General features: G+C 73.7%; 23 protein-coding genes and 1 tRNA gene. 11 read left to right on the top strand and 13 right to left on the bottom strand.

The window, feature by feature from the left end:
- Positions 1-13 precede the first annotated feature (13 nt).
- From DT057_RS15225 to DT057_RS15235, 3 genes are all read left to right on the top strand, one after another.
- Positions 14-844 (top strand): NADPH-dependent oxidoreductase, encoded by an 831-nt coding sequence (locus DT057_RS15225; protein WP_128562952.1) that lies wholly within the window; start codon positions 14-16, stop codon positions 842-844.
- Between the two features lie 110 nt (positions 845-954).
- Complete coding sequence (locus DT057_RS15230; RefSeq protein ID WP_128562953.1) at positions 955-1,407, top strand: RrF2 family transcriptional regulator; 453 nt, start codon at positions 955-957, stop codon at positions 1,405-1,407.
- A gap of 255 nt (positions 1,408-1,662) precedes the next feature.
- Entirely contained in the window at positions 1,663-2,169 is a 507-nt protein-coding gene (locus DT057_RS15235) for a hypothetical protein (RefSeq protein ID WP_203236288.1), read from the top strand.
- Positions 2,170-2,262: 93 nt separating this feature from the next.
- Here the strand turns inward: DT057_RS15235 and DT057_RS15240 are convergent, their stop codons facing one another.
- Positions 2,263-2,790, bottom strand: a complete 528-nt coding sequence (locus DT057_RS15240) for a hypothetical protein (RefSeq protein WP_128562954.1) — start codon at positions 2,788-2,790, stop codon at positions 2,263-2,265.
- 722 nt (positions 2,791-3,512) lie between these two features.
- On the opposite strand from DT057_RS15240, the gene DT057_RS15245 reads away from it, so the two are divergent.
- A complete protein-coding gene (locus DT057_RS15245; RefSeq protein ID WP_128562955.1) occupies positions 3,513-4,823 on the top strand; it encodes an SLC13 family permease in 1,311 nt (436 codons plus the stop codon).
- A 254-nt stretch (positions 4,824-5,077) separates the two neighbouring features.
- Here the strand turns inward: DT057_RS15245 and DT057_RS15250 are convergent, their stop codons facing one another.
- Entirely contained in the window at positions 5,078-5,266 is a 189-nt protein-coding gene (locus DT057_RS15250; RefSeq protein ID WP_128562956.1) for a hypothetical protein, read from the bottom strand.
- Positions 5,267-5,524: 258 nt separating this feature from the next.
- Here DT057_RS15250 and DT057_RS15255 point away from each other — a divergent pair, with 258 nt between their 5' ends.
- Positions 5,525-6,730 carry a tetratricopeptide repeat protein gene (locus tag DT057_RS15255; RefSeq protein WP_238312880.1) on the top strand — a complete coding sequence of 402 codons (1,206 nt, stop codon included), beginning with the start codon at positions 5,525-5,527 and terminating at the stop codon, positions 6,728-6,730.
- 49 nt (positions 6,731-6,779) lie between these two features.
- On the opposite strand, the gene DT057_RS15260 is transcribed toward DT057_RS15255, so the two are convergent.
- The 3 genes from DT057_RS15260 to DT057_RS15270 all read right to left on the bottom strand — a co-directional run bounded on the left by DT057_RS15260 (position 6,780) and on the right by DT057_RS15270 (position 9,672).
- The gene (locus DT057_RS15260; RefSeq protein ID WP_203236289.1) at positions 6,780-7,172 is read right to left on the bottom strand and encodes an MliC family protein; all 393 of its coding nucleotides are present in this window, start codon (positions 7,170-7,172) and stop codon (positions 6,780-6,782) included.
- A gap of 100 nt (positions 7,173-7,272) precedes the next feature.
- On the bottom strand, positions 7,273-7,773 hold the full coding sequence (locus tag DT057_RS15265) for a Ros/MucR family transcriptional regulator (RefSeq protein ID WP_128562957.1): 501 nt from the start codon (positions 7,771-7,773) through the stop codon (positions 7,273-7,275).
- A 234-nt stretch (positions 7,774-8,007) separates the two neighbouring features.
- Complete coding sequence (locus DT057_RS15270; protein ID WP_128562958.1) at positions 8,008-9,672, bottom strand: Tle-like phospholipase domain-containing protein; 1,665 nt, start codon at positions 9,670-9,672, stop codon at positions 8,008-8,010.
- Between the two features lie 285 nt (positions 9,673-9,957).
- Between DT057_RS15270 and DT057_RS15275 the strand changes: the two genes are divergently transcribed.
- Positions 9,958-10,197, top strand: coding sequence for a DUF2188 domain-containing protein (locus DT057_RS15275; RefSeq protein WP_128562959.1), 240 nt, complete (start codon positions 9,958-9,960; stop codon positions 10,195-10,197).
- A 57-nt stretch (positions 10,198-10,254) separates the two neighbouring features.
- Here the strand turns inward: DT057_RS15275 and DT057_RS15280 are convergent, their stop codons facing one another.
- From DT057_RS15280 to DT057_RS15290, 3 genes are all read right to left on the bottom strand, one after another.
- Positions 10,255-10,554: a putative quinol monooxygenase gene (locus DT057_RS15280; protein WP_128562960.1), complete on the bottom strand. Its 300-nt coding sequence runs from the start codon at positions 10,552-10,554 to the stop codon at positions 10,255-10,257.
- A 110-nt stretch (positions 10,555-10,664) separates the two neighbouring features.
- Positions 10,665-12,023, bottom strand: coding sequence for an NAD(P)H-dependent oxidoreductase (locus DT057_RS15285; protein WP_128562961.1), 1,359 nt, complete (start codon positions 12,021-12,023; stop codon positions 10,665-10,667).
- A 285-nt stretch (positions 12,024-12,308) separates the two neighbouring features.
- Positions 12,309-13,214, bottom strand: coding sequence for a LysR substrate-binding domain-containing protein (locus DT057_RS15290; protein WP_128562962.1), 906 nt, complete (start codon positions 13,212-13,214; stop codon positions 12,309-12,311).
- 317 nt (positions 13,215-13,531) lie between these two features.
- Here DT057_RS15290 and DT057_RS15295 point away from each other — a divergent pair, with 317 nt between their 5' ends.
- The gene (locus DT057_RS15295; protein ID WP_128562963.1) at positions 13,532-14,572 is read left to right on the top strand and encodes a TRAP transporter substrate-binding protein; all 1,041 of its coding nucleotides are present in this window, start codon (positions 13,532-13,534) and stop codon (positions 14,570-14,572) included.
- Positions 14,569-16,449: a TRAP transporter large permease gene (locus DT057_RS15300; protein WP_128562964.1), complete on the top strand. Its 1,881-nt coding sequence runs from the start codon at positions 14,569-14,571 to the stop codon at positions 16,447-16,449. Before DT057_RS15295 ends, DT057_RS15300 begins: the two co-directional genes overlap by 4 nt.
- 25 nt (positions 16,450-16,474) lie before the next feature.
- Here DT057_RS15300 and DT057_RS15305 read toward each other — a convergent pair whose 3' ends face one another.
- A complete protein-coding gene (locus DT057_RS15305) occupies positions 16,475-17,515 on the bottom strand; it encodes an alpha/beta hydrolase family protein (protein ID WP_238312878.1) in 1,041 nt (346 codons plus the stop codon).
- A gap of 461 nt (positions 17,516-17,976) precedes the next feature.
- On the opposite strand from DT057_RS15305, the gene DT057_RS15310 reads away from it, so the two are divergent.
- Positions 17,977-18,183 carry a hypothetical protein gene (locus DT057_RS15310; protein ID WP_128562965.1) on the top strand — a complete coding sequence of 69 codons (207 nt, stop codon included), beginning with the start codon at positions 17,977-17,979 and terminating at the stop codon, positions 18,181-18,183.
- A gap of 149 nt (positions 18,184-18,332) precedes the next feature.
- Positions 18,333-18,408, top strand: a tRNA-Thr gene (locus tag DT057_RS15315).
- 446 nt (positions 18,409-18,854) lie between these two features.
- On the opposite strand, the gene ahcY is transcribed toward DT057_RS15315, so the two are convergent.
- Complete coding sequence (ahcY, locus tag DT057_RS15320) at positions 18,855-20,261, bottom strand: adenosylhomocysteinase (RefSeq protein WP_128562966.1); 1,407 nt, start codon at positions 20,259-20,261, stop codon at positions 18,855-18,857.
- A 215-nt stretch (positions 20,262-20,476) separates the two neighbouring features.
- Between ahcY and DT057_RS15325 the strand changes: the two genes are divergently transcribed.
- Positions 20,477-22,096, top strand: coding sequence for an ABC transporter substrate-binding protein (locus tag DT057_RS15325; protein ID WP_128562967.1), 1,620 nt, complete (start codon positions 20,477-20,479; stop codon positions 22,094-22,096).
- A gap of 12 nt (positions 22,097-22,108) precedes the next feature.
- Here the strand turns inward: DT057_RS15325 and DT057_RS15330 are convergent, their stop codons facing one another.
- The 3 genes from DT057_RS15330 to DT057_RS15340 are packed head-to-tail and all read right to left on the bottom strand — an operon-like array spanning position 22,109 to position 24,842.
- Positions 22,109-22,846, bottom strand: a complete 738-nt coding sequence (locus tag DT057_RS15330; protein WP_128562968.1) for a pseudouridine synthase — start codon at positions 22,844-22,846, stop codon at positions 22,109-22,111.
- Complete coding sequence (locus DT057_RS15335) at positions 22,843-23,760, bottom strand: class I SAM-dependent methyltransferase (RefSeq protein WP_128562969.1); 918 nt, start codon at positions 23,758-23,760, stop codon at positions 22,843-22,845. The genes DT057_RS15330 and DT057_RS15335 overlap by 4 nt, the downstream gene beginning before the upstream one ends.
- 29 nt (positions 23,761-23,789) lie before the next feature.
- The gene (locus DT057_RS15340; RefSeq protein ID WP_128562970.1) at positions 23,790-24,842 is read right to left on the bottom strand and encodes a phytanoyl-CoA dioxygenase family protein; all 1,053 of its coding nucleotides are present in this window, start codon (positions 24,840-24,842) and stop codon (positions 23,790-23,792) included.
- Positions 24,843-25,048: the final 206 nt, after the last annotated feature.

A 25,048-nucleotide genomic window follows, 5' to 3' on the forward strand; every position in this document is an offset into this window, starting at 1 on the left:
GGCGGGGACGAGCATGAGCGGAATCGAGGCCGGGCGGCGCGAGGCGTGGCGCGCCCGCTACGGGGAGCATGCGGCGGACCTCGAACTGGCCTGGAACGGCGTCGTGGCGGGGTTGCTGGCGCACCGCTCGGTCCGCGCCTACCGGCCCGATCCCCTGCCCCCGGGCACGCTCGAGACGCTCGTGGCCGCCGCGCAATCGGCGCCGAGCTCCTCGAACCTCCAGACCTGGAGCGTCGTCGCCGTCGAGGATCCGCAGGCCAAGCGGCGCCTGTCCGAGGTCGCGCGGGGGCAGCGCCACGTGGTCGAGGCGCCCCTCGTGCTCGTCTGGCTCGCCGACCTGTCGCGCCTCGCGAGCCTGGGCCGGGCCGAGGACCGGCCGACCGAGGGCCTCGACTACCTGGAGACGCTGATCGTCGGCATCGTCGACGCGGCGCTGGCGGCCCAGAACGCCACGGTGGCGCTCGAATCCCTCGGTCTCGGCTCGGTCTACATCGGCGCCCTGCGCAACGACCCGGAGGCCGTCGCCGACATCCTCGGCCTGCCGCCGAACGTGCTGGCGGTGTTCGGGCACTGCGTCGGCCATCCCGACCCGGAGCAGCCCGCCGCCGTGAAGCCGCGGCTCGCCCAGGGCGTGGTGCTGCACCGGGGGCGCTACGATCCCGCCCTCGCCCGCGCGGCGATCGCGGAGTACGACGCGGCGCTGCGCGGCTTTCAGGCGGAGCAGCGGATGCCTGGCGTCGGCTGGATCCAGGCCGCGCTGGAGCGCGTGCGCGGCCCCGGCTCCCTCAGCGGCCGCGACCGCCTGCACGCCGCCCTCGCCCGGCGCGGCTTCGGGCTGAAATAGGCGCTCCCCGCCGTCCCGGACGCCGTCCGGGGGCGGCCTCGACCAGCCCCCGCGTCCGGCCGCGCGATCCGCCGGGCGGGTCCACGCCGGCAATACCGCACGGGACGACGATGCTGACCAACAAGGGGAAGTACGGCCTCAAGGCGATGGTCCACCTCGCCGGGCTGCCGCCCGGCGCCCGGACGGGCGTGGCCGACATCGCCCAGGCCCACCGGATCCCGAAGAAGTTCCTCGACGCGATCCTGGGCGACCTGCGCAACGCCGGCTTCGTGCACAGCCGGAAAGGGCCGGGCGGCGGCTACGCCCTGGCGCGGCCGCCCGAGGCGATCCGGATCGGCCACGTCGTGCGGGTGCTGGACGGTCCGCTGGCGCCGATCCCCTGCGCCAGCCGCACGGCCTACCGGCCGTGCGACGATTGCGAGGACGAGGCGCGCTGCGCCGTGCGCCTGGCGATGCTGGAGGTGCGCAACAGCATCGCGGCCGTCCTCGACACCCTGACGCTGGCGCAGATGCGGGCGATGCCCCTCGCCGAGGTCGAGGCGAGCCTCACCTACCAGATCTGACCGCGCCCGAGAGCCGCGCGGGCGCGCCGGGTGCGCCGGAAGGGACCCGCGGGATCGATGCCGGTGCGGAGGGAGGGCACGGCTCCCGAGGCCGGCGACCGGCGTTGCCCTTCACCCGAGACCCAGAGCATTTTCCGGCGAAGTGGACACCGGTTCGCCGCAGAAAATGCGGCAGAATCAAAAACCTGGAGCAGCGGCCGATTGCAGCGTGATCGGATGCTGCTCTCGCCTTTCCCTGAAGAGGAGAGACCCGCCATGCCGTCCGTCACGCGCCGCCTGCTCGCAGCCGCCCTCGTCCTCGCGGCGACGGGCGCCCGAGCCGAACCGACGCCCGCCGACGAGTGCGCGCAGGCGAGCCCGGCGCCCCTGCTGGCGCAGGGCTGCGCCGTCCTCGACGCGTTCATGACCGCGTTCAACGCCCGGGATCCGGCGGCCTGGGCCGCGACCCTGAACTTCCCGCACGTGCGCCTGGCCGGGCACGAGGTCCAGGTCTGGAACACCCCGGAGGACTACGCCCGCGCGAACGACGTCGGGGAACTCGGCAGGAGCGGCTGGTCCCACTCGCGCTGGGACTGGCGCCGGCTCGTCCAGCAATCGTCCGACAAGCTGCACCTCCTCGTCCGGTTCACGCGCTACGGCGCGGGCGACAGGCCGCTCGGCTCCTACGAGTCGCTCTACATCGTGACGCTGAAGGACGGGCACTGGGGCGTGCAGGCCCGATCGAGCTACGCCGGGGTGGCGGTGAAGGGCTCGGCGTTCTGACCTCGGCGCGGCGCCGCCCGTACCGTGCGGCCGCTGCCCCGCGGCGGGACCTAGCCCGCGGCGGGACCCGGCCCGCGGCGCGGCCTGGCGGCGTCAGCAGCCCTGGCAGATGGGCCGCGCGACCTTGTCGCCCGAATCCAGGAGCCGGTTCATGACGCTCTCGCCGTCGTAGGGCGGCCTGCCCGCGTCGCGGCCGGCCGGGTCCTTGGCGGCCGCCACCTTGTTCGCCGGGTTCCTGGCGGCCGCAGGGGGGGCGGCCGCCTCGCCGGCGCGCCCCTCCGGCAGGCTCGCGGTCGTGTTCGGCCCGGACGCGTCGCGGGGCGCATCGTTCCGGGCGAGGCCGCGCATGCCCGAGGGCCACTGGAGCTTCGTCACGTCGGTGGGGCGCTCGACCGACCAGCGCTTGCGGTCGGCCTCGGACTGGCGCAGCGCCGCGAAGGGATCGACCGCCGCGACGCGCGGGCCGCGCGCCGCGGGCCGCGGGGTCCGGCCGCCGGGCTCGTCGTCGGCCGTCGCACCCGGGGGGATGCGCGCGTACTGGGCCGGCTCGTGGAACAGGCGCGCGCATCCGCTCGTCTGCAACAGGAGGAGGCTGGCAGCGGCCAGGCGTCTCATCAGCATGCATCACTCCACGGCTGGGCGTCGATCGCCGGCTGCAATCCCGGCCCGCGCGCGAACTTAACAATAAATCAAGGAGTGTGGCGAGTCAGGGTTTATACCGGAGGCGGGCCGAACGGCATTGTCCCTCGACTGACGACGTGGCCCGCCGCGAGATGTCCTCGCGGCCGCTCCCTGCGATAAGGGGCGGATCAGCGGCAAATCGAACGCCGTGAGTCCAAACACACTTCGCGATCTCGCCGGCTCATCGAGGTTGCATTGCTTGCCGACCGGAGGTGTCGGAAAGACCGGCGCGGCTGCTGGCGAGGCGGCGGCCCGCGATGTGCTCGCGTGCGGCCGTGCTTTCTGTTGTCGCTGCGACCTCCGGCGGCTCGGCGGCGGCCGCGACGGCGGATCGCTCCGCGCGGCGAAGTCGACGCGGCGCCGAGGACGGGCGGGCGGAGTGCGTCGCCTTGACGTCCCGCGCCGTCATCGCGCCGCCCCGCCCCCCTGGATTTGGCACCGGATCCGCCGCGATGCTCCCGAGCCTTGCGCCCGGCGCGCCGCACAGGACGGCGACTTCGCCGGCCCGCACCCGGGCGGTGCGGGACGCGCCGGCGCCCGGGGGCCGGCCGGGAGCGGGACCGGGCGACCTTCGTGCGCCGCGAAGGCCGCCTGCCCCAACCACGTCTTCTCCTCGCGCGTCTGCCGCGGCATCCTTCGCCGGAAGCGAAGGGGGAGAACGCATGGGGCAGGTGTCGTCCGCGGGCGGGCTGTGGCTGCCCGCCGTGCTCACCGCCGCGACGATCCTGCTCTGGGCCACGGCCCGCCTGCCGGAATACCTCACGGCCCTGCTGTTCTTCGCCGCCGCCATGGTGCTGCGCGTCGCCCCGGCGGAGGCCGTCTTCTCGGGCTTCCAGTCCTCGGCCTTCTGGCTCGTGCTGAGCGGCTTCGTCCTCGGCACGGCGATCCGCCGGGTGGGCCTGGCCGACCGCATCGGCCGGCTCCTGGCGGCGCACCTCTCGGGCTCCTGGCCGCGCCTGGTCGGCGGCGTGGTGCTGCTGACCTACGCGCTCGCTCTCGTGATGCCGTCGAACATGGGCCGCATCACCCTGCTGATGCCCATCGTCCTCGCCCTGGCGGACCAGGCCGGGCTGTCCGAGGGCAGCGGCGGGCGGCGCGCGCTCGCGCTCGCCGTGGGCTTCGGGACCTTCCAGCTCTCCGCCAGCATCCTGCCGGCCAACGTGCCCAACCTCGTCATGGCGGGCGCGGCGGAGAGCGCCCTCGGGGTGCACTTCGCCTACCTGCCCTACCTCCTGCTGCACGGGCCGGTGCTCGGCCTGCTCAAGGGCGCGGTGCTCGCCGCCTGCCTGTGCGCGCTCTTCCCCGCCCGCCCGCGGCCCGCGCCGCCCGCGCCGGCGCCGGCGCCGCTGAGTCCGGCGGAGCGGCGCCTCGGCGTCCTGCTCCTCGGGACGCTGGCCCTCTGGGCGACCGACACGCTCCACGGCGTCCCGCCCGCCTGGGTCGGCCTCGTCGCGGCCTGCCTCTGCCTGCTGCCGCGCGTCGGCTTCCTCACCGGGGAGGAGTTCGCCGCCGGCGTCAACTTCCGCACCTGCCTCTACCTCGCGGCGATCCTGGGGCTCGCCGCGCTCGTCACGCGCTCCGGGCTCGGGGACGTGCTCGGACGGGCGATCCTGGCGACGCTGCCCCTCGACCCCGCCCGGCCGGCCCGGGATTTCGGCGCCCTCGTCGGCCTCACGGTGCTGTTCAACTTCGTGGTGACGGCGAACGGCGTGCCGGCGCTGCTCACGCCCCTGGCGCGGGCTCTCGCGGACGCCTCGGGGCTGCCCCTCGTGACCGTGCTGATGGTGCAGGTGATCGGCTACGCCACGCCCCTGCTGCCCTACCAGGCGGCGCCCATCGTGGTCGCCATGGGGATGGGCAAGGTTCCGGGGCGGGACGGGGCGACGCTCTGCCTCGCCGTGGCCGCCGTCACGTTCCTGGTGCTGGTGCCGCTCGACTACCTCTGGTTCCGGCTGCTCGGATGGCTCGGCTGAGGGGCGCCGACCCGGCGGGTGCCCGCCGGCGTGCGGGTCAGTCGCACAGGATCGCGAGCGCCGAGAAGGCGCCGGCGATCAGGAGCGTGACCGAGACGAGGAGAACCGAAACCGTGATCATGGGGCGCTCGCGGCAGGGCGGCCGGACGCGGCCGCGGGGAACGGGATGCGGTGGGGGCTCGGGCGGAGCCGGGGCTCGCGCACGCAGGGGCGGCGCGCCGAGAGCCGGACGGCCGCTCACCCGGGGGATCGTCTCAGGCCACGCAGGTCGTCGTGATGTAGGGCCACGTCCGCGCCGGGCAGGGAGGCGGCGCCTTGCGGGCGACGGACAGGCGCGGGTCGGCGCGATCCGCGGCCGCCCTGGCGGGGCTGACGCAGAGACCGCAGAGGGCGACCAGCGCGATGGTGATCAGGAACGCGATGTCGTCGAAGCACTGGCGCACGCCAACCTCCCGAATGCGATGGGCATTGCTCATTCGATGGCTTGCTTCTAAAGCTGCGCCATAACCGGAAGATTGCGCCGCGTGTTGCGTCGCCGGGACGACCGCCCGGCCGTGTTGCGTGGTGCGCGCACGGCGCTCGACGGGCCTCGCGGCAAGTCTCGCCACAGGTCGGGGGAGGCCGCTCGACTGCGGCGCTCCTTTGGGCGATAGGGCGGCCAGCACAGGTGATCACGGGTGACCGCCATGCGATTGTCGGACATGCCTCTTGCCCTGCCGGACCGGCCGTCGATCGCGGTGCTGCCGTTCCGCGACGTCGCCGACGCCGCCGGCGCGCGCAGCGTCGCGGACGGCGTGACCGAGCACCTCACCGAGACCCTGGCGTGCACGCCGGGCCTGTTCGTCAGCGGCCGCAACTCGGCCTTCACGGTCCGGCGCGGGGCGGTCGGGCTCGAGGAGGTCGGCCGGGTGCTGGGCGTCGCCTCCGTGCTGGAGGGCCGCGTCGAGAGCACCAGCGGGCGCGTGCGCCTCACCGCGTGCCTCAGCGCCACTGACGGGACCGGGGCGGTCTGGAGCGAGCGCTTCGAGGGCGACGAGGGGGCGCTCCCCGCGCTCCAGGCGGAGATCGTGGCGCGCACCCTCGCGACGATCGCCCCGGGCCGGCCCCCCGCTCGCCCGGCGGCCGCGCCGGGCCGCGCCGGAATCGGCATCTACGCGCCGTTCCTCTCGGCCTACGCGAGCTTCTCGTCGACCAGCCAGGAGAGCATCCGGCCGCTGCTGCGCTCGCTCGCGGCGGCCGCGCAGGCCCTCCCCGACGAGCCGCTGCCGCGCGCCCTGATGGCGCAGTGCCACACCTTCCTGATCGCCCAGGGCTGGAGCACGGACCCGGCCCGGGACGGGGCGGAGGGCCTGCGCTGCGCCCGCGCCGCCCTGGCGATGGCCTCTGCCCAGGACAGCCCCGCCATCCTGATGCTCGCCGGCAACACGCTCGCGTTCCTGGGCCAGGAATACGACGAGGCGCTCCGCCTGCTCGGGCGCTCGCTCGCCCTCAACCCGAACTCGGCGGCGGCCTACGAGCGCAGCGGCTGGGTGCGGTGCTACGTCGGCGAGCCGGCGCGCGCGGCCGAGCTCTTCCGCGCCGCCAAGCGCCAGAGCCCCCTCGACCGCGAGACCTTCCTGTTCGATTCCGGCCTCGCCCTCGCCCTGTGCATGCAGGGCGCGCACGAGGAAGCGGTCGCCTGGGCGCGCCGCGCGGTGCGCGACAAGCCGAGCTGGACGAGCAGCTACCGCATCCTCGCCGCGAGCCTCGCGGGGCTCGGGCGCCGGGACGAGGCCGCGGCGGCGGCAAGGGCGCTGCTCGCGCTCGAGCCGAGCTACCGCGTCGGCTGGGCCCTGCGCCTCTACCGCCCCTCGCCCGGCCGGGACCTGTTCGTGCAGGGCATGCGCGCCGCCGGCCTGCCGGAGTGAGGCCCGGTCGCTGATGCCGGGGGAGCCTGCCCGGGGGCCGCGGCGACCGTCAGCGCGCCCCGGGCGGCGCGGTGTCGGCCTTCTCCGTGCAGACGACCGGCCGGCCGCTCTGGTCCGTCCAGGTCACCTCGCGGCCCTTGCCGCGCAGCTCGCGGGTGCCGTCGCCGTAGCGGAAGCCCGAGCCGCTCGGCTGCTCGGGCAGCGTGACGGCCTCGCCGCCGGCCGGCACCACGCGCGCGGCGCGGGACTGGTCCGTGCCCGAGAACTCGACCACCATCGTGGTCTCGCCCGGGCACAGGAACTCGACCCGGTTCGGGGCCGCCGCCTCCATGATGCGCGGCCGAACGCGCTCCGCCTCGGCCGCGCCCGCCCCGGCCTGAGGCAGGATCCCGATCAGGATGCCGAGCAGCAGGGAGCCGCCCCTGCTCGTCGCGTGCGCCATGGCGGTGTCCCTCCGGTTCCCGACGGGGAAACGCGCGACGGGCGCGCCGGCTGCCCGCGCGGGCGCCCGGATCGGCGGCCCGGCGGCCTGAGAGCCGCGCTCAGGCGGCCTTGCGGCCGCGGCGGCCCGGCTTCGCCCCCTCGGCCGGCGCGGAGACCACCTCGTCCGCGGCCGTGGCCTTGGCGGCCGCCGCGGCCTCGCGGCTGCGGCCGAGGCCGATGCTCTTGGCGAGCTCGGAGCGCTGCGCCGCGTAGTTGGCGGCGGTCATGGGGTAGTCGTGGGGCAGGCCCCACTTGCGCCGGTACTCCTCGGGGGTGAGGCCGCGCCCGGCGAGGTGGCGCTTCAGCGTCTTGTAGGGCCGGCCGTCCTCGAGGCTGATGATCGCGTCCGGCGTCACCGTCCGGCGGATCGGGACGGGCGGCGTCAGCGTCTCGGGCTGCGCCGCGGCGGGTCGGCCGAGTCCCCCGAGCGCGCCGTGCACGGTCTGGAGCAGGGCCGGCAGCTCGGCGGGCTGGATGTGGTTCCTGGCCACGTAGGCCGAGACGATGTCGGCCGTGAGCGCAGTCAGATCGGCAGGTGCACCAGCGTATTCGTCGGCCATTCAGGCATTCCTCTTCGAGACACGAAGCTAGAAGCACAGCCGATCTTCAGATGTCAACACAGCCAGATCAGTTGCGAGCAATTGACCTGGCTGCACGTTGGCTTGAAGTACCATTCCGATACCAGAGGAAGCCATGGCTCCGCGGATACGTTGCAGACGAGGCGGGCATCCGGGACGGTGCCGCGCGCGCGCGGTTTCGCGCCGCGCAGGTTCGCGCCGCCTCACCTGCGCCGCTCAGGCGCGGCCGGGCGGATCGAAGGCGCCGTCATCCAGGGAGGCGCGCCCCTCGCGCGCGCCGAACTGCAGGTAGTGCAGCATCGGATCGATCCCGGCGCCCGCCACGTCCGGGTTCGCCGCGAGGTACGCGGAGGTGTCGAGCTGCCGCGAGGGGTCGCGGTTCTCCCGCCAGCCGAACTGGTCGTAGTGCAGGAGGGGGTCGATTCCCGCCGCCGCCACGTCGGCGTAGGCGGCGAGGTAGCCGCGGGTGTCGAATGCGGCGTTCGGGTCGCGGCCCTCGCGCCAGCCGAGGGTCGCGTAGTGCCGGTAGGCGAGCTCGAAGGCGCCGGCGCCGGCCTCGCGCGCCGCCCGGGCGACGTCCGGGTTCGCGAGCAGGTAGTACTCGGCGTCGAAGCCCGGATGGGCGGTGAGGTCGCCCGCCCGGCCGACCGCCGCGTAGGCCTCCCGGCCCTCGGCCTGCCCGAACGCGAGGTAGTGCGCGAGCGGGTCGACGCCCGCGGCCTGCACGTCCGGATTGCGCGCGAGGTACAGTTCGGCGTCGAAGCCGGCACCCGGGTCGCGTCCCTCCCGCCAGCCTCCCTGGTCGAACTGGGTCAGCGGGTTGATGCCTGAGGCCGCCACGTGCGGGTTGGCCGCGAGGTAGCCCGTCGTCGAGAACACGGCGTTCGGGTCGCGGCCCTCGCGCCAGCCGAACGCGTCGTAATGGGTCTCGGCGTCGATTCCGGCGGCGCGGACGTCCGGGTTCGTGATCGCGTAGTAGGCGTCCTTCACGAGGAAGCTCCCGTCGGCGAGGTCGCCCAGGAGGAGCCGGTAATCGTCGCCGCCGATGATCCGCGAGGCGTCCGCCTCCGGCACCGAGGACGCGAGGTCGAGGTCCCCCCCGTAGGTCGTGAGCGGGTGGTACTCGGCGGCCAGCGCGCCGAACGCCGCGAGGCCGGCGGCCCGCTGCGCCACGGTCGTGCCGGGCTCGAACTGGGCGCCCGCCGCTCCCAGGGCGCCCCTGAGCAGGTCCTTCTCGGAATCGACCCCGACGTAGGTCGGATCCCCGTAGCGGGCGATGCCGTCCTCGAACAGGAAGGCCCCCTCGTAGTTCACCGGGGTCGCGCTGTAATTGGCGACGGGATCGCCGAACTCGACGTAGTTCGTCAGGTCCTCGGGCGATGCCGCGGCGGGGACGGCGCCCGGGGGCAGGCCCGGCGCCGCGAAGGTGGTGCCGCCGAGATTCTCCCGGGCCGCCACGTAGGCGGCCTCCCCGGCGCCGAGGGAGTGCCCGGTGACCGTGACGTGGTCCCGGGCGATGTGCTGCGCATCGGTCGCGGCCAGCACCTGCGCGGTGAAGGTCCCGGCGTCCCGCAGGGCCTGCGGGACGAGGCCGCGGTAGAGCGCCAGGTCGGCCTCGATCTGCGCGAGCAGGAACAGGGGCCGCTCCCGCGCGCCCGCCGTGTCCGTCCCCTCGAACCCGATGATGATCCGCGGGTCGGCATCGTTCGTCACGAAGGCCGTGCCGTGAAACCCGCTCGACAGCAGACCGGAATCTAACGTGATGCCCTGGTAGCTGTACAGGCTCAGGTTGTCCGGAATCGGCAGCGGGAGATCGCTGTCCGGCCGCCCGTACATCCAGTGCGACACATCGTAATATTGCTGAAGCATCGACTCTGCCATGTCAAATTCCCCCCATCGCGTCAGAAGAGGACCGGCACCCCAGGGCAGATTGCTTTTCTGTTTGAATTCGAACGAAGTATGTTTGATAAAATCGTGCGGATCGACGGATCAGTCTGCCGCGACAGTACAGTGGCGTCGCGCCGGTAGCGAGATGTTTTCGTCGGGGGGATGTCGGGGGAGCTGCCCCGCTCGCGCGGCCCGGCGGCACCCGGGCCGGCGCGGCCGGCTGGGAACGGAGGCGCGGGCCCGCCGTTCCGCCTCAACACGGGTTCGGGGGTTTCTCAGATGGCGCGAGTGACGTATCGGATCGTGGAGCACGACGGCGGCTGGGCCTACAAGGTCGGCGACGTCTTCTCCGAGACGTTCCCGAACCGGCAGGCGGCCCACACCGCGGCCGAGCGTGCGGCGGCCGAGCAGCGCGCCCCCGGCGAGGACGGGGTGATCAGCTACGAGGACGACAAGTACGTCTGGCACGACGAGGCCGCCCGGGGCGGCGACCGGCCCGAGACCGACGTGGCGGACTGAGCCGGTCGCCGGGAGGCCGGGCGGGCCCGGCCGCGCCGCCGGAGCGGCGCCCGCGCCTCAGGGATGGTGGCGGCTCAGGAAGCGCACCGGGAGCGGCTCGGCCAGCGCCGGGAAGCCGGCGCGGAAGCGCGCGAGGTGGGGCGTCTCGAGGTGCGCCTCGAACGCGGCGCGGTCGTCGTAGACCTCGTAGAGCACGATCCGGTCGGGATCGTCCTCCGCCACGGTCACGTCGAACTGCCGGCAGCCCGGCTCGTCGGCGACCGAGTGCGCGGCGTCGTCGCGCGCGAGCTCCAGGAAGGCCGCGCGGGCGCCCTCCTTCAGCTTGAACTCGGCGATGACCACGAAGGCTGGGGGCATGGGGGCGTCCGGTGCGGCGGGATGGGACGCGGCACCCGCGCCTCGTCCCGAGGCCCGGGTGCCGCGCGGGTGCGGAGGCGGCCCTGCGCCGCCAGGGCGGCCCGTCCGGCTCAGGCCGCCCGGGCGCCGGTCGGCCGGGCCGCATCCTCCATCTGGCGCCGGAGCGCCACCACGTCGAGGTCCTGCTCGATCACGACGTCCTCGAAGCGCACGATCGTGTCCTTGCGGACCGGGCGGGTGAGGCGGACGTTGTGGGCGAGCCCGATCGGCAGGGCGCCGAGGGCGAGGCTCCGCGCGGCCGGGATGGCGTTCGCCCACACCGCGTAGCCGCCCTCCCCGTCCAGCATCTCGCCGGGCTGGAGGTCGCGCTTGGCCGTCGCCACGGCGTCGCCCCGGAACTCCTTCGAGGACCCCGTCGGCTCGTTGCGCAGGACCGCCGACAGCACGCTGATGCTGGTCTCGAGCCCGATCAGGTGGAAGGGGCGCCAGAGCGAGCCGTACCAGCCGGAAGGATCGGTCTGGAGGCCGTACTGGCGGAAGCAGGCGCGGGTGTACTCGTTGGGCGCCTTCATGGTGACGAACACGCCGTAGCGGATGTTGTTGAACACCTCGCGGCCGTCGGGCTCCTGGCTCGCCGCGATGTCGACGAGACCGCTGCGGGCGAGCCGGCCGCCGTCGGCGGCGGGACGGAACACCCGGGCGAGGTCCTGCAGGCCGGCCGGCGGGAAGGCGAGCCCGTCCTCCGGGCAGTCGAGTCCGGTGCCGTTGGCGACCGCCGCCATCTCGATGGCCGCCTTGGTGCCGTCGGTGAACGAGTTGTACATTTTCGGGTTGAAGTCGCCCTTCGCCACCTCCTCCTCGGTCCAGCCGAAGAAGCCCCAGACCGTGTCGGGCGTCGAGTAGCGGTAGCGGGGCTCGAAGTTCATGCCCTTGCCGGCGGCCGTGACCTCGAAGCCGCAGGCCCGGGCCCAGTCCACCAGCTCGCAGATCAGCGCCGGCTGGTCGCCGTAGGCCATGCTGTAGACCACGCCCTTGCGGCGCGCCCGCTCGGCGAGCAGCGGTCCGCACAGCACGTCGGCCTCGACGTTGACCATCACGACGTGCTTGGCTCCGTCGATCGCCGCGAGGGCGTGCCGGATCCCGGCGATCGGGTGGCCGGTCGCCTCGATCACGCACTCGATCCCCTCGAAGGCGCACAGGGCCGCCGCGTCGGGCAGCACGCAGGTTCCGCCGCCCGTGAGCGCGTCCGCGAGCGTCGCGGCGGCGTAGCGCTCCGCCGGCCAGCCGACCCGGTCGAGCGATGCGCGGGCCTTGGCGACGTCGAGGTCGGCGACGCCGACGACGTGCAGGCCCTCGATGCGCTGCGCCTGGGCCAGCACCATCGAGCCGAACTTGCCGGCTCCGATCAGGCCCACGCGCACCGGGCGCCCGGCGGCGGCGCGCTGCGTGAGGAGGCTCGAGAGGTTCATGTGGCTTCCTTCCCTGTCGTCGGGCAGGTCATGCCCGCGTGTTGGGCGGGCCTCGGCCCGCATGTTTGGCGGGGCTCGGCCCGCGTGGTGGGCTTGAGGCCCGCGAGGCCGCGTCCGGCACGCGGCGCCCGGTCCGGCGCCGGATCCGGCGCCGGGCCTCGGGCGGCCCGCGGCACCACCCCGCCGCGGCCGCCGGCGATCGATGGAGCGCCGCGACGGCCGTCACGCTACGGGGAGGCCTCCATGAAGGACTAGCGAGAATTCCGAGCGGACGATGTAGCCCGGCTAAAGGGTCGCGCCGCCCTCCCCGGCCTGCCAGCGGTCGCGCTCGGTCCGGAGCCAGGCGAGGAAGGTCTGCACCTTGCGGTGGCGCAGGTGGTCGTGGGGACAGACGATCCACTGGGTCACGAGGCCGATGGCCGGCGGCGCGCGCACCGGGCAGGCGAGGAGGCCGGCGCGCAGTTCGTCCGTCATCATCAGGGTGCTCTCGAGCGCGATGCCGAGGCCCCCGGCGGCGGCGTCCACCGCCATGTGGGAGCGGTCGAACAGCACCCGGCGCCAGCGCTCCGCCGGCTCGGCGCCGACCTGCGCGAACCAGCGGCCCCAGGGCACCTGCGAGCGCACCGAGTGGATGAGCCGGAAGGCGCCGAGCTCCGCCGGCTCGAGGCTCTCCGGGGGAGCCAGGGCGGGGGCGCAGACGGGCAGGAAGCGCTCCTCGGCCAGCCCCTCGACGTAGAGGCCGGGCCAGCGCCCGTCGCCGTGCCGGATCTCGAGGTCGACGTTCTCGGTGCCGAAATTCGTCGGCCCGCTGGTCCCGTCGAGGCGCACCTCGATGTCCGGGTGGGCGTCGAGGAAGGCGGAGAGCCGCGGCAGCAGCCACTTGCTCGACAGGGTCGGGGTCGCCCTCAGGTTGAGCGACATCACCGACCGGAAGCCCCGGATGCGCAGGGTCGCCTCGGCGATGCGCTCGACCTCGCCGCCGATCATCTCGAAGTAGCGCTCGCCCGCCTCGGTCAGCGCGATGCTCCGGCCGGCCTTGACGATCAGGGCGGTGCCGAGGTGGACCTCGAGCGCCTGGATCTGCTGGCTCACCGCCGAGGGCGTCACGCAGAGCTCGTCGGCGGCCCGCGAGACGCTGCCCATGCGGGCGACCGCGTGGAAGACACCGATCGACCGCAGCGGGATCTGCATGGCGAACCATTTAGCCTGGCTACACGGAGGGACAGTTAAACTGAATTGCGCTTCATGAACAGCCTTCCTAACCTCGATTGGGCGCGCCGGCCCGTCCCGGGGCGCGGGCGAGTTCCCCTCAAGTGGAGCCGCGGAGGAACACCGAGCGGCCGGCCGTCGCGGCCGCACCAAGGAAGATGCGCGAGGGGCCCGCGGAGCCGGCCGCCACCGGCGGACCCGGACGGCCGATGGCCCGGGCCGCCGACACCGAAACGACCGACACCAATCACGAGCCCGGCTCCCACGCAGGCGCCGGCACCACGCCAGGAGGAACCCCCATGCCGGACGAGACCGCCGCTGCCCCCGTCGCGCCGGGCCTGTCGCGCCGCGCCCTGATCGCGGGCGCCGCCGCCCTGCCCCTCGTCGCCGTCCGGACGCGGCCGGCCGCCGCGGCGGAGTTCACCTACAAGCTCGCCACCGGCCAGTCCCTGACCCAGCCGATCAACGCGCGCTTGGAGCAGGCGACGCAGCGCATCCGCGAGGCCTCGGGCGGGCGCATCGAGCTCAAGTTCTTCCCGGCGAGCCAGCTCGGCTCCGACACCGACCTGATCACGCAGGTGCGCTCGGGCGGCATCGAGTTCCTCAACATCGCCGGCTCGGTGATCTCGACGGTGGCGCCGGGCGCCGCCGTCACCAACGTGGGCTTCGCGTTCTCGACCTACGACCAGGTCTGGCAGGGCGTGGACGGCGAGGTCGGCGCCTACGTGCGCGCGCAGATCGAGAAGGCGGGCGTCCTCGTCGCCGCCAAGGCGGCCGACAACAGTTTCCGGCAGATCACCTCGTCGGCCAAGCCGATCCGCACGCCCGAGGACCTCAAGGGATACCGGATCCGGGTGCCGGTCTCGCCGATCTTCACCTCCCTGTTCAGCGCGCTCGGCGCCAACCCGACCTCGATCAACTTCAACGAGCTCTACACCGCGCTGCAGACCCGGCTGGTCGACGGCCAGGAGAACGGCCTCGTGGCGATCGAGTCCGGCAAGCTCTACGAGGTCCAGAAGTACGTCTCGGAGACCAACCACATCTGGGACCCCTTCTGGATCCTGGCCAACCGCCGGGCCTTCGGGCGCCTGCCGGCCGACCTCCAGGAGATCGTGCGGCGCGAGCTCGACCGGGCCGCACTGGAGCAGCGCGGGGACGTGGTCCGGCTCAACGCCTCCCTCAAGACCGACCTCGCCGCCAGGGGCCTCGCCTTCGAGGCGCCCGACAAGGCGGCCTTCCGCAAGGCGCTGGCCCAGAGCGGCTACTACCGGGACTGGCGCGAGAAGTTCGGTCCCGAGGCCTGGAAATCCCTCGAATCCGTCGTCGGGGGGCTGGCGTGAGCGCCGCCCCCGGAGCCCCCGGGGTGGCGGTCGCGCCCGCCGCCGTCCCGCTGGCGCACGGGCTCGACCTCGCCGAGCGCTGGCTGCGCCACCTGATCGAGGTGCCGGCGGCGCTCCTCGTCGTCGCCGAGGTGGCGATCCTGTTCGTGGGCATCGTCGCGCGCACCTTCCACGCCCCGATCATCTGGTCGGACGAGCTCGCCGCGATCCTGTTCCTCTGGCTCGCCATTCTGGGCAGCGTGGTGGCGGTGCAGCGCGGCGAGCACATGCGGCTGACCTTCGTGGTCGGCACCCTGTCGCCCCGCGCCCAGGCCTTCTTCGAGACGCTGGCGGTGGGGGCGGTGGCGGTGTTCCTCGCCCTCCTGCTGCACCCGGCCGTCGAGTACCTCGACGACCAGTCCTTCGTGGAGACGCCGGCGCTCGGCTGGTCGGGCATGGTGCGGGCCGCCGCGATGCCGTTCGGCTGCGCGGTCGCCGTCCTGTCCTGCCTCGTGCGGCTCGCCCGGCACGCCCCCCGCGACGTCGCGAGCGTCGCCGTGCTGCTCGGCGGCCTCGCGGGCCTCCTCCACCTCGGGGCGCCCTGGCTCGCGGGCATAGGCAACGGGGCGCTGGTGATCTTCTTCGTCGGCCTGCTCGGGGCCGGGGTGATCGCCGGGGTGCCGATCGCCTTCTCGTTCGGCCTCGCCACCGCCGCCTACCTCCTCGCCACCACGTCGACGCCGCTCACCATCGTGGTCGGCCGCATGGACGAGGGCATGAGCGGGCTGATCCTGCTGGCGGTGCCGCTCTTCGTCCTCCTCGGGCAGCTCGTCGAGGCCACCGGCATGGCCCGCGCCATGGTGGCGTTCCTCGCCGCGCTCCTCGGCCACGTGAAGGCCGGGATGTCCTACGTGCTCCTCGGCGCCATGCTGCTCGTCTCCGGCATCTCGGGCTCGAAGACCGCCGACATGGCGGCGGTCGCCCCGGTGCTGTTTCCCGAGATGCGCCGGCGCGGCATGCGGGAGGGCGAGTTGCTCTCGCTGCTCGCCGCCTCCGGCGCGATGAGCGAGACCATCCCGCCCTCCATCGTGCTGATCGCCATCGCGTCGGTGACCGGGGTCTCCATCGCGGCCCTGTTCACCGCCGGCATCCTGCCGGCCCTCGTCCTCGCCCTGGTGCTCGCGCTGGTGGCCCGCTACCGGGCCGGCACCGAGGAGGACGCCGCCCCGGTGGCCCGCGCGCCGGCCTCCGTGGTCGGCCGGACCCTCGTCGTGGCGGTCCCGGCCCTGCTCCTGCCCTTCATCATCCGCACCGCGGTGGTCGAGGGCGTCGCGACGGCGACCGAGGTCTCGACCATCGGCATCGTCTACGCCCTGGTGCTCGGCCTGCTCGTCTACCGCGGGGGCCTGAGCTGGCGGGCCACGCGCCCGATGCTGGTCAAGACCGCGTCGCTCTCGGGCGCGATCCTGTTCATCGTCGGGGCGGCGAGCGCGATGGCGTGGGCGCTGACGCAGTCCGGCTTCTCGCACGACCTCGCGGCCCTGATGGCCCGGGTCCCGGGCGGCGCCACCGGCTTCCTGCTGGTCTCGGTCGTGGCCTTCATCGTGCTCGGCAGCCTGCTCGAGGGCATCCCGGCCATCGTGCTGTTCGGGCCGCTGCTGTTTCCGATCGCCAAGCAGTTCGGCATCCACGAGGTCCACTACAGCATGGTGGTGATCCTCGCGATGGGGCTCGGCCTGTTCGCGCCGCCCTTCGGGCTCTGCTACTACGCCGCCTGCATCATCGGCCAGGTGCCGCCCGAGGCCGGGATGCGGCGGATCTGGATCTACCTCGGCTGGCTGCTCGTCGGCCTCCTGGCGATCACCTTCATCCCGTGGATCTCCCTCGGCTTCCTCTGACGGTGCCGGCCCCGCGCCCCGCGCCTCAGCGGGCCGCGCCGGCGTGCCGGTCGATCCAGTCGAGGAGGAGGTCGGCGATCTCGAGGCTGTTGTCGTCCTGCATCAGCATGTGGGAGTTCCCCTTGATGCCGATGTCGGGCAGGAGCAGGAGCTCGGCCCTGCCGCCGGCGGCGTTCGCCGCCGCCACGAAGGCGCGGCAGGTCCTGAGCCGCGGCGCCCAGCGCGGGAACGCGTCGACGTAGTCGCCGAACACCACCAGGATCGGCAGGTCCCGGTAGGGCGCCATGTCGTCGGTCGGCTCCGGGCACGCGCCCGGCTCGATCGACACGATGCCGGCGATGCCGCGTCGGCTCAAGGTCGCGGCCTGGAACGGGTAGATGCCGGATTGCGAGTGGCTCATGAGCACCGTCCCGCCGATCCGTCCGGCGAGGTCCGAGAGGGCGGGCACGGTCGGGTTCGGCGTCGGCAGGCTCGCCAGGCTGTCGGGGACCATCTGCTTCCAGAACTCGGCCTGCGCGGCGAGGGGGAAGCGCAGGCCCGGCATCACCTCCGGGTAGGTCTTGCCGAAGCGGAAGATCGCCCAGGCGCCCTCGTGCCCGGCGGAGAACACCGTCGGCAACTGCTCCACGGGCGCCTTGCCGGCGCGCACGGCGTTGATGGACGAGGGGTTCGCGGCCGAGCGCCCGCGCCAGACCTGGTCGATGACGTAGGTCGGGTGGCCGCGCCGCACGAAGTACTCGTCCCAGCCCATGCGGCCGTCCGGCGTGGTCTCCCAGGTCTTGCCGGTGAGGCAGCAGCCGTGGACGAGGGTGACGGGGATTCCGAGCGGCCCGGCCGGGACCTGGTAGCGCACGTACATCTGGTCGACCGTGATGGTGCCCGACGGCGCGTAGTTCGGCAGCGTCGACAGCGTGTCCGAGGTCACGTCGCGCCCGCCGACGAAGAAGCTGCCCTGCTTCGCGATCGTGAGCGGGCCGGGCTCCGGCCGGGCCGTCTGGCCGACGGCGGGCGGCGTGACGGCGAGCGCGGCGGCGATACAGGCAATGGTGATGAGCGGGCGGCGCATGATGGTTGTCCCTCCCCGGGGCTGTCGTTCGCGTCCTCGAGCCCCGGCCCCGCGGCGGCCCGCCGAGCCGGTCCGATCGTGCCGCGGCGCAGGCCCCCGGGTTGCGTGCCGGGGTCCCCGCGCCGGAGGGCTCTCGTCGTGCCCGCTCCATAGGTAGCGGATGAGGGCCGCGCGCCCAGGCCGGGCTCCGGACCCGCCGGCCGGCCCGGTTCCGCAACGGCTCACGTCGCGCCGCCCGACGCCGGGCTCGGCGCCCGCCCGAGGGCCCGACCCCCGCGCCGGTCCCCGCCCGGGACTGGGGCCGACAGGAGCGAAGTGTTGACGGCCCGGCCCGGGCGCCGTAGGCGCGCGGTTGTCCGACCGCTCGCCCCTCACCGGCGGCAGCGGGCGTCCGCGCGCTCCCGCCGCGACCCGTCCGCGAGGCTGCCGCTCCCGTGACCGACCACCGGAAGGATTTCCCGATGACCGAGCAGGATGTCGGCGTGGCGTTCGCCACCCTGGCCACCGCCCTCGCGGCGGCCCTGCACCGGCAGGGCGTCGCGGACGGGCAGGCCCTGCTCGCGGAGGCCGCCCGGGACGTCGAGGCCGTGGTCGAGGCGGGCTACCCGGCCGCGGCCGCCGCGATCCTGTCCGCCTGCGCACGGTCGCTCCGCGCCGCGGAGGCCTGAGCGCGACACCCCGGACCGCGCCTCGTCCCTCGTCCCTCGCCCCGCGGGCTTAAGCGCACGGCCCTTGCCCGCGCACGAGCCTTGCCAAGGCGCGAGCCTGCGGGTAAGACGGCGCCGGACTGCCGAGCCCCACTCGCGCGGCGGTCGCCGCCGCAATAGCTCAGCTGGTAGAGCATCTCATTCGTAATGAGAGGGTCGGGGGTTCGAATCCCTCTTGCGGCACCAGCACTCCTGCTCAGAAATTTAATCGCGGCGCCGGGGCGGGTCCTCGAGAATGCTGGTGCGTGGGAGCGAGCGCGGCGCACGAGCCCGTGACGAGCGAACTGCCGCTTGGCAAATGGGGCCGGAGGGTGGATCGAGAGCAGCGGACCGGGCTGCGCGGACGGGCTCGCGCACGAGCGCGGTGATCCGCAGCGCCCGCCCGTTGCCAGGCACGCGCGATCGCACCCGACGACATTTCTCAGACGACCCGGCGCTGCATCCAGAAGGAATGCCCCAGCATCACGTCGGTGAGGCTCGTGAGGGTCGTGGTCCTGAGGAGAGGATCGAGCGCGCCGTAGAGATGAGGCCGCTGCGAGATGTAGGAGCCCGCAAGGGCCCGGCGCCACGGCGTTTCGGCGAGGGGGGTGGGAGCCGGCCGGGCGAAGCCGCCGGCCGGCTCTCCGGGCCGCTCAGTAGCGGTAGTGGTCGGGCTTGAACGGCCCCGTCTGGCTCACGCCGATATAGGCGGCCTGGTCGTCGCGCAGCTTCGTCAGCTTGACCCCGATCTTCTCGAGGTGCAGCGCCGCGACCTTCTCGTCGAGGGCCTTGGGCAGGGTGTAGACCTTGTGCTCGTACTTGCCGGGGTTGGTCCAGAGCTCGATCTGGGCCAGCGTCTGGTTGGTGAACGAGGCCGACATGACGAAGGAGGGATGCCCCATCGCGTTGCCGAGGTTCACCAGGCGCCCTTCCGACAGCAGGATGATGCGGTGGCCGTCGGCGAACTCGATCTCGTCGACCTGCGGCTTGATGTTCTGCCACTTCAGGTTCTTGAGGCCGGCGACCTGGATCTCGTTGTCGAAGTGGCCGATGTTGCAGACGATGGCCCGGTCCTTCATCGACCGCATGTGGTCGAGGGTGATGACGTCCTTGTTGCCGGTCGCCGTCACGAAGATGTCGGCGCGGGGCGCGGCATCCTCCATGGTGGTGACCTCGTAGCCCTCCATGGCGGCCTGGAGCGCGCAGATCGGGTCGACCTCCGAGACCAGCACGCGGCAGCCGGCGTTGCGCAGGGACGCGGCCGAGCCCTTGCCGACGTCGCCGAAGCCCGCCACCATCGCGACCTTGCCGGCCATCATGACGTCGGTGCCGCGGCGGATGCCGTCGACCAGGGACTCGCGGCAGCCGTAGAGGTTGTCGAACTTCGACTTCGTCACCGAGTCGTTGACGTTGATCGCCGGGAAGAGGAGCTTGCCCTCCTTGGCGAGCAGGTAGAGGCGGTGGACGCCGGTGGTGGTCTCCTCCGACACGCCCTTGATCGACTCGGCGAGGCCCGCGAACCAGCCCTTCGGCGTGCCGGCCAGCGTGCGCTTGAGCAGCGCGAAGAAGATCTCCTCCTCCTCCGAGCCCGGCTTGTCGAGGAAGGCGGTGTCGCCGCGCTCGGCGCGCAGGCCGAGATGCACGAACATGGTGGCGTCGCCGCCGTCGTCGAGGATCATGTTCGGCATGCCGCCGTCGTGCCACTCGAACAGCTTGGCGGTGTAGTCCCAGTACTCCTCGAGGGTCTCGCCCTTGACGGCGAAGACCGGGATCCCGGCGGCCGCGACCGCGGCGGCGGCGTGGTCCTGGGTCGAGTAGATGTTGCACGAGACCCAGCGGATGTCGGCGCCGAGGCTCTTCAGCGTCTCGATCAGCACCGCGGTCTGGATCGTCATGTGCAGCGAGCCGGCGATCTTCGCGCCCTTGAGGGGCTGGCGCGCGGCGTACTCCTCGCGCACGGCCATCAGGCCGGGCATCTCGGTCTCGGCGATGGCGATTTCCTTGCGCCCGAAATCGGCGAGGCCGATGTCCTTGACGATGTAGTCCTGCGTGCTCGGCATGCGGTGGCTCCCGTGTCGCCCGTGCGTGCCGGGCGTATAGCAGCGCCCCGGCTAGGAGGCAATCAAGACATAAAGATGTCTTTATGCGTTTGCCGGCGCGGTCCGGCGGTGGCCCTTGCACGCATCTTGCAGACGTCGGGGCGGCGACGCCGCTCCGGCGGCGTCACGCGTCAGCGAGGCGGCCGGTCGAGGCCGCCTCCAGCCGGGGTCCATCCATGAGTCACGCCTCCCTCTCGCGCCGGCACTTCCTCGCCGGCGCCTCCGCCCTGGCCGCGCTCGGGCCGACCGGGACGGTCCTGGCGGAGGGGACGCCCTCCGGCAGCCTGACCTACGGCATCTCGATGTTCGACCTGCCGCTGACCACGGGCCAGCCCGACCGGGGCGCGGGCGGCTACCAGTTCACCGGCCTGACCCTGTACGATCCGCTCGTCGCCTGGGAGCTCGACGTCGCCGACCGGCCCGGCAAGCTGGTGCCGGGGCTCGCCACCTCCTGGGAGAGCGACCCGGCCGATCGCAGGAACTGGGTGTTCCGCCTGCGCGAGGGGGTCAGGTTCCACGACGGCTCGGCCTTCGACGCCGACGCGGTGATCTGGAACCTCGACAAGGTGCTCAACCCGCAGGCCGCGCAGTTCGACCAGCGCCAGGCCTCGCAGGTGCGCCCGCGCCTGCCCTCGGTCGCCGCCTACCGCCGGCTCGACGCGATGACCGTGCAGGTCACCACCAAGGCGGTCGACGCGCTGTTTCCCTACCAGATGCTGTGGTTCCTGGTCTCCTCCCCGGCCCAGTTCGAGGCGGTCGGGCGCGACTGGACCAAGTTCGCGTTCCAGCCCTCCGGCACCGGTCCCTACCGGCTGAGCAGCCTAGTGCCGCGGGTGCGCCTCGAGCTCGCGCCGAACGAGGCCTACTGGAATCCCAGGCGCATGCCGCGCCTCGCCAAGCTCACCCTGGCGTGCATCCCGGAGGACCTCGCCCGGGCGAACGCCCTGCTGTCGGGCACCGTCGACCTGATCGAGCTGCCGGCGCCCGACGCCGTGCCGCGCCTCAAGGGGGCGGGGATGCGGGTCACCGGCAACGACACGCCCCACGTCTGGAACTACCACCTGTCCCTGCTGGAGGGCAGCCCCTGGCGCGACCTGCGCCTGCGCAAGGCCGCGAACCTCGCCATCGACCGGGAGAGCGTCGTCGCCCTCATGGGCGGGCTCGCCACCCCGGCGGCGGGCCAGGTGCAGCCGTCGAGCCCGTGGTTCGGCAAGCCGAGCTTCCAGGTCGGCACCGACGTCGACGCGGCCCGCAAGCTCGTGCGCGAGGCCGGGTACTCGCCCCAGAACCCGCTGCGCACGAAGTTCATCATCCCGACGGGCGGCTCCGGCCAGATGCTGTCGCTGCCCATCAACGAGTTCGTGCAGCAGAGCTGGGCCGAGATCGGCATCGCGCTGGAGTTCCAGGCGGTCGAGCTCGAAGTGGCCTACACCGCCTGGCGTCAGGGCGCCGCCGACCCCTCGCTCAAGGGCGTGAGCGGCAGCAACATCGCGTACGTCACCTCCGACCCGCTCTACGCCATCCTGCGCTTCTACGATTCGAAGCAGGTGGCGCCGACCGGCGTGAACTGGAGCCACTACCGCAACCCGGAGGTCGACCGGCTCTGCGACGCGATCCGGGCGAGCTTCGATCCCGCCGAGCAGGACCGCATGCTGGCGCGCGTCCACGAGATCGTGGTGGACGACGCCGTGCAGGTCTGGGTCGTGCACGACACCAACCCGCACGCGCTGTCGGCGCGGGTGAAGGGCTACACCCAGGCCCAGCACTGGTTCCAGGACCTGACGACCCTCGGCTGACCCGGCGCGCCCTCAGCCCCCGGCGAATACCCGCGCCACCTCGGCCTCGCCCAGCACCCGGTAGGCGCCGGGTGCGAGGTCCTCCGGCAGGTCGAGGCCGCCGACCCGGTCGCGGTGGAGCGCCACCACGTGGTTGCCGAGGGCCGCGAACATTCGGCGGACTTGGTGGTAGCGGCCCTCGGTCAGCGTCACGGCGGCGCGGTCGGGCCCGTGGGCCTCGAGGGCGACCGGGAGCAGGGGCGCGTCCTCGCCCTCGAGCATCAGGGTGCCGGAGGCGAGCGCCGCGCCCTCGTCGCCCCGGAGCGGCCGGTCGAGGGTGACCCGGTAACGCTTCGCCACCCTGGCCTTCGGCGAGATGATCCGGTGCAGCAGGGCCCCGTCGTCGGTGAGGAGCAGGAGGCCGGAGGTGTCCTTGTCGAGGCGGCCGACGGTCGAGAGCGCCGGGTCGCGCCGGCGCCAGCGCGGCGGCAGCAGGCCGTAGACCAGGGGCCCCGCCTCCTTGTGCGAGCACGTGACCCCGAGGGGCTTGTGCAGCATCACGACGAGGCCGGGGGGCGGGTCGAGGGCCTCGCCGTCGACCCGCAGGCGCGCGGCGAGGTCGGGGGTGACCGCGATGCGCTGGTCGGCGGCCCGCAGCGGGGCCCCGTCGAGCACGATGGCGCCGGCCCGGGCGAGCGCCTGGATCTCCCGGCGCGAGCCGTAGCCGAGGTTGGCGAGCAGGCGGTCGAGGCGCACGGACCCGCCGCTCATCGGCGCGCCTCGAAGACCTTGAACCCGCCGGAGGCCGCCCGCGGGGTCACCTGCCGGAACGCCTCGGAGAGGACCGCCTCGTAGGGCAGGTGCGCGTTGGCGGTGAGCCACAGGGTGCCGCCGGGCCTGAGCGCCCCGGCGGCCCGGCGAATGAAGGCCTGGCCGAGGGCCTGGTCCTCGGCGCCGCCGTCGTGGAAGGGCGGGTTCATCACCACGAAGTCGAGCCGGTCCGGCACCGCGTCGGCGTCCCGCGCGTCGGCCCAGGCGAAGGCCGCCCGGGCATCCGCGACGTTGCGCCGGGCCGCCGCCACGGCCCGGCGGTCGATGTCGACGAGCGCCAGGGCCTCGACCCCGGGCGAGGCCAGGACCGCCCGGGCGATGACGCCGAGGCCGCAGCCGAGATCCGCCCCGCGCCCCGCGAGCGCCGGAAGCGCGCCGAGCAGGAGCGCAGTGCCGGGATCGATCCGGTTCCAGGCGAAGAGGCCGGGCTGCGACCACAGGCCGGTCTCCGCGAGGAGGCGCGGCGCCCCCTCGTCGATGGCGGCCTCGAGCCCGGCGGGCTCCGCCGGCCGCCGGACCCGGCAGATGCGGTGGTGGCGCCGCGCCGTCTCGTCGACGGCGCAGCCGAAGCCCGCGAGCTCGCGGCGCAGGCGCGCGCCGCCCTTGTCCTTCGGTGCCAGCGCCGTCAGGGCCCCGCCGGGCGCGAGCGCCCGCAGGGCGTGCGCGAGCGCGTGCCGCCGCTCCAGCGTGCCGGGCGGCGCCAGGATCGTGAGGCTCCCGAGGTGTCCGGGGGCGAGCTCCTCCAGGGCGGCGCTGCCGGGGATCAGCGGCGAGAGCTGGCGCGCGCCGTCCGGCAGCGCGACGAGGTCGGCCGGCGGGTGGCCCCAGACGCCGGCCGGGATCGCATCGGTCATGGCCTCTCCGCCGGGCGGGCGCGCGGCCGTCAGGCGCGCTTCGTCTTCAGCAGGCGGCCCACGCCCCGGATCGGGGCGGTGATGCGCCAGGACAGGGAGGATTTGAGCCGGTCGACGCGGCCGCTGTGGTAGGCGACCTCCTGGCGCAGGGCGGCGACCCGGGAGGCGATCGCGGCGCTCTCCCCCGCCAGCAGCCGCCCCGAGCGCTCCGAGGATTCCTCGATGAAGGCCGCGTCGACGGGCTGGCCGCCGACGCGGTTGACCATCGGCGCGCGCGTGCGGATGTCGACCGGCTCGCGCCAGGCGATGCTGCCGGAGAACGGGTCGGAGTAGAACGGCGTGTAGTAGGCGCAGTCCTCGAAGAAGTAGTGCGTCACCTGCGACCAGCGGGTCCTGTCCGGGTTGGTCTGGCGGTCGCCGCCGTGCAGGATGTTGGCGGCCCAGATCAGCGCCTGGCCCTTGCGGGCGAGGAAGCGCTCGGGCGAAAGGCCGTGCGCCGTCACGAGGTCGCTCCAGAGCTGGCCGTAGAGCCCGACGTTGCGGCGGCCGAGCGCCGTCGTGCCGAGGTGCTCGTTGTCGAAGACCGGCCAGGTATGCGTGCCCGGGTAGTAGACGAGCGGCCCCGCATCGGCCTCGATGTCCTCGAGCGCGACCCAGACGCCGCACATGAAGCGCTCCGGCCGCGAGTTGAAGTGCGCGGCATCGGAGTGGAAGTGCTGCTGCGTGCCGACCGGGAAGTTCAGCGTCTGGAACGGCTGGGCCTGGCGCCCGAACAGGTCCGAGAGCAGGGCGAGGAGCGCCGGGTTGCAGGCGATCGCCTTCACGTCGTCGTTGAACGTCCAGGCGTCCTGGATGCGCAGGCCGTCGCCGCGCGCGAAGCCGGAGGCGCGCCACTCCGCCCAGTCGTAGCGCGGGTCGAGGTCCGCGCGGATCGCCGCGGCCCGGGCGGCGAAATCGGGGTCGGGAAAGTCGACGACCGCGTAGCCGTTCTCGCGCAGCGCCTGCGCGACCGGGAGGTTCTCGGGCCTGATCGGCGGCGCGAAGCCCGGGCGCCCGAAGAACGGCGACTCGAACGCGGGCATGCCGGGCAGACGATTGGTGGCGGCGGACATCCGGTTCCCCCATGGGCCCGGCCCCTCGCGGTCGCGGGATCGCGGACGGCCGCGTCCGCGCCGGCGGGCGCGCGGGGCCCGGGGCGGGGGCGTGTAGCACGGGCGTCGGTCCCGCACCAGAACGCGCCGGGGCACGAGCCCGCGGCGCGGCCTCAGCCGCCGCGGCCTCAGCCGCC

Source organism: Methylobacterium crusticola, assembly GCF_003574465.1.
In the GTDB taxonomy this organism is placed as follows: Bacteria; Pseudomonadota; Alphaproteobacteria; order Rhizobiales; family Beijerinckiaceae; genus Methylobacterium; species Methylobacterium crusticola.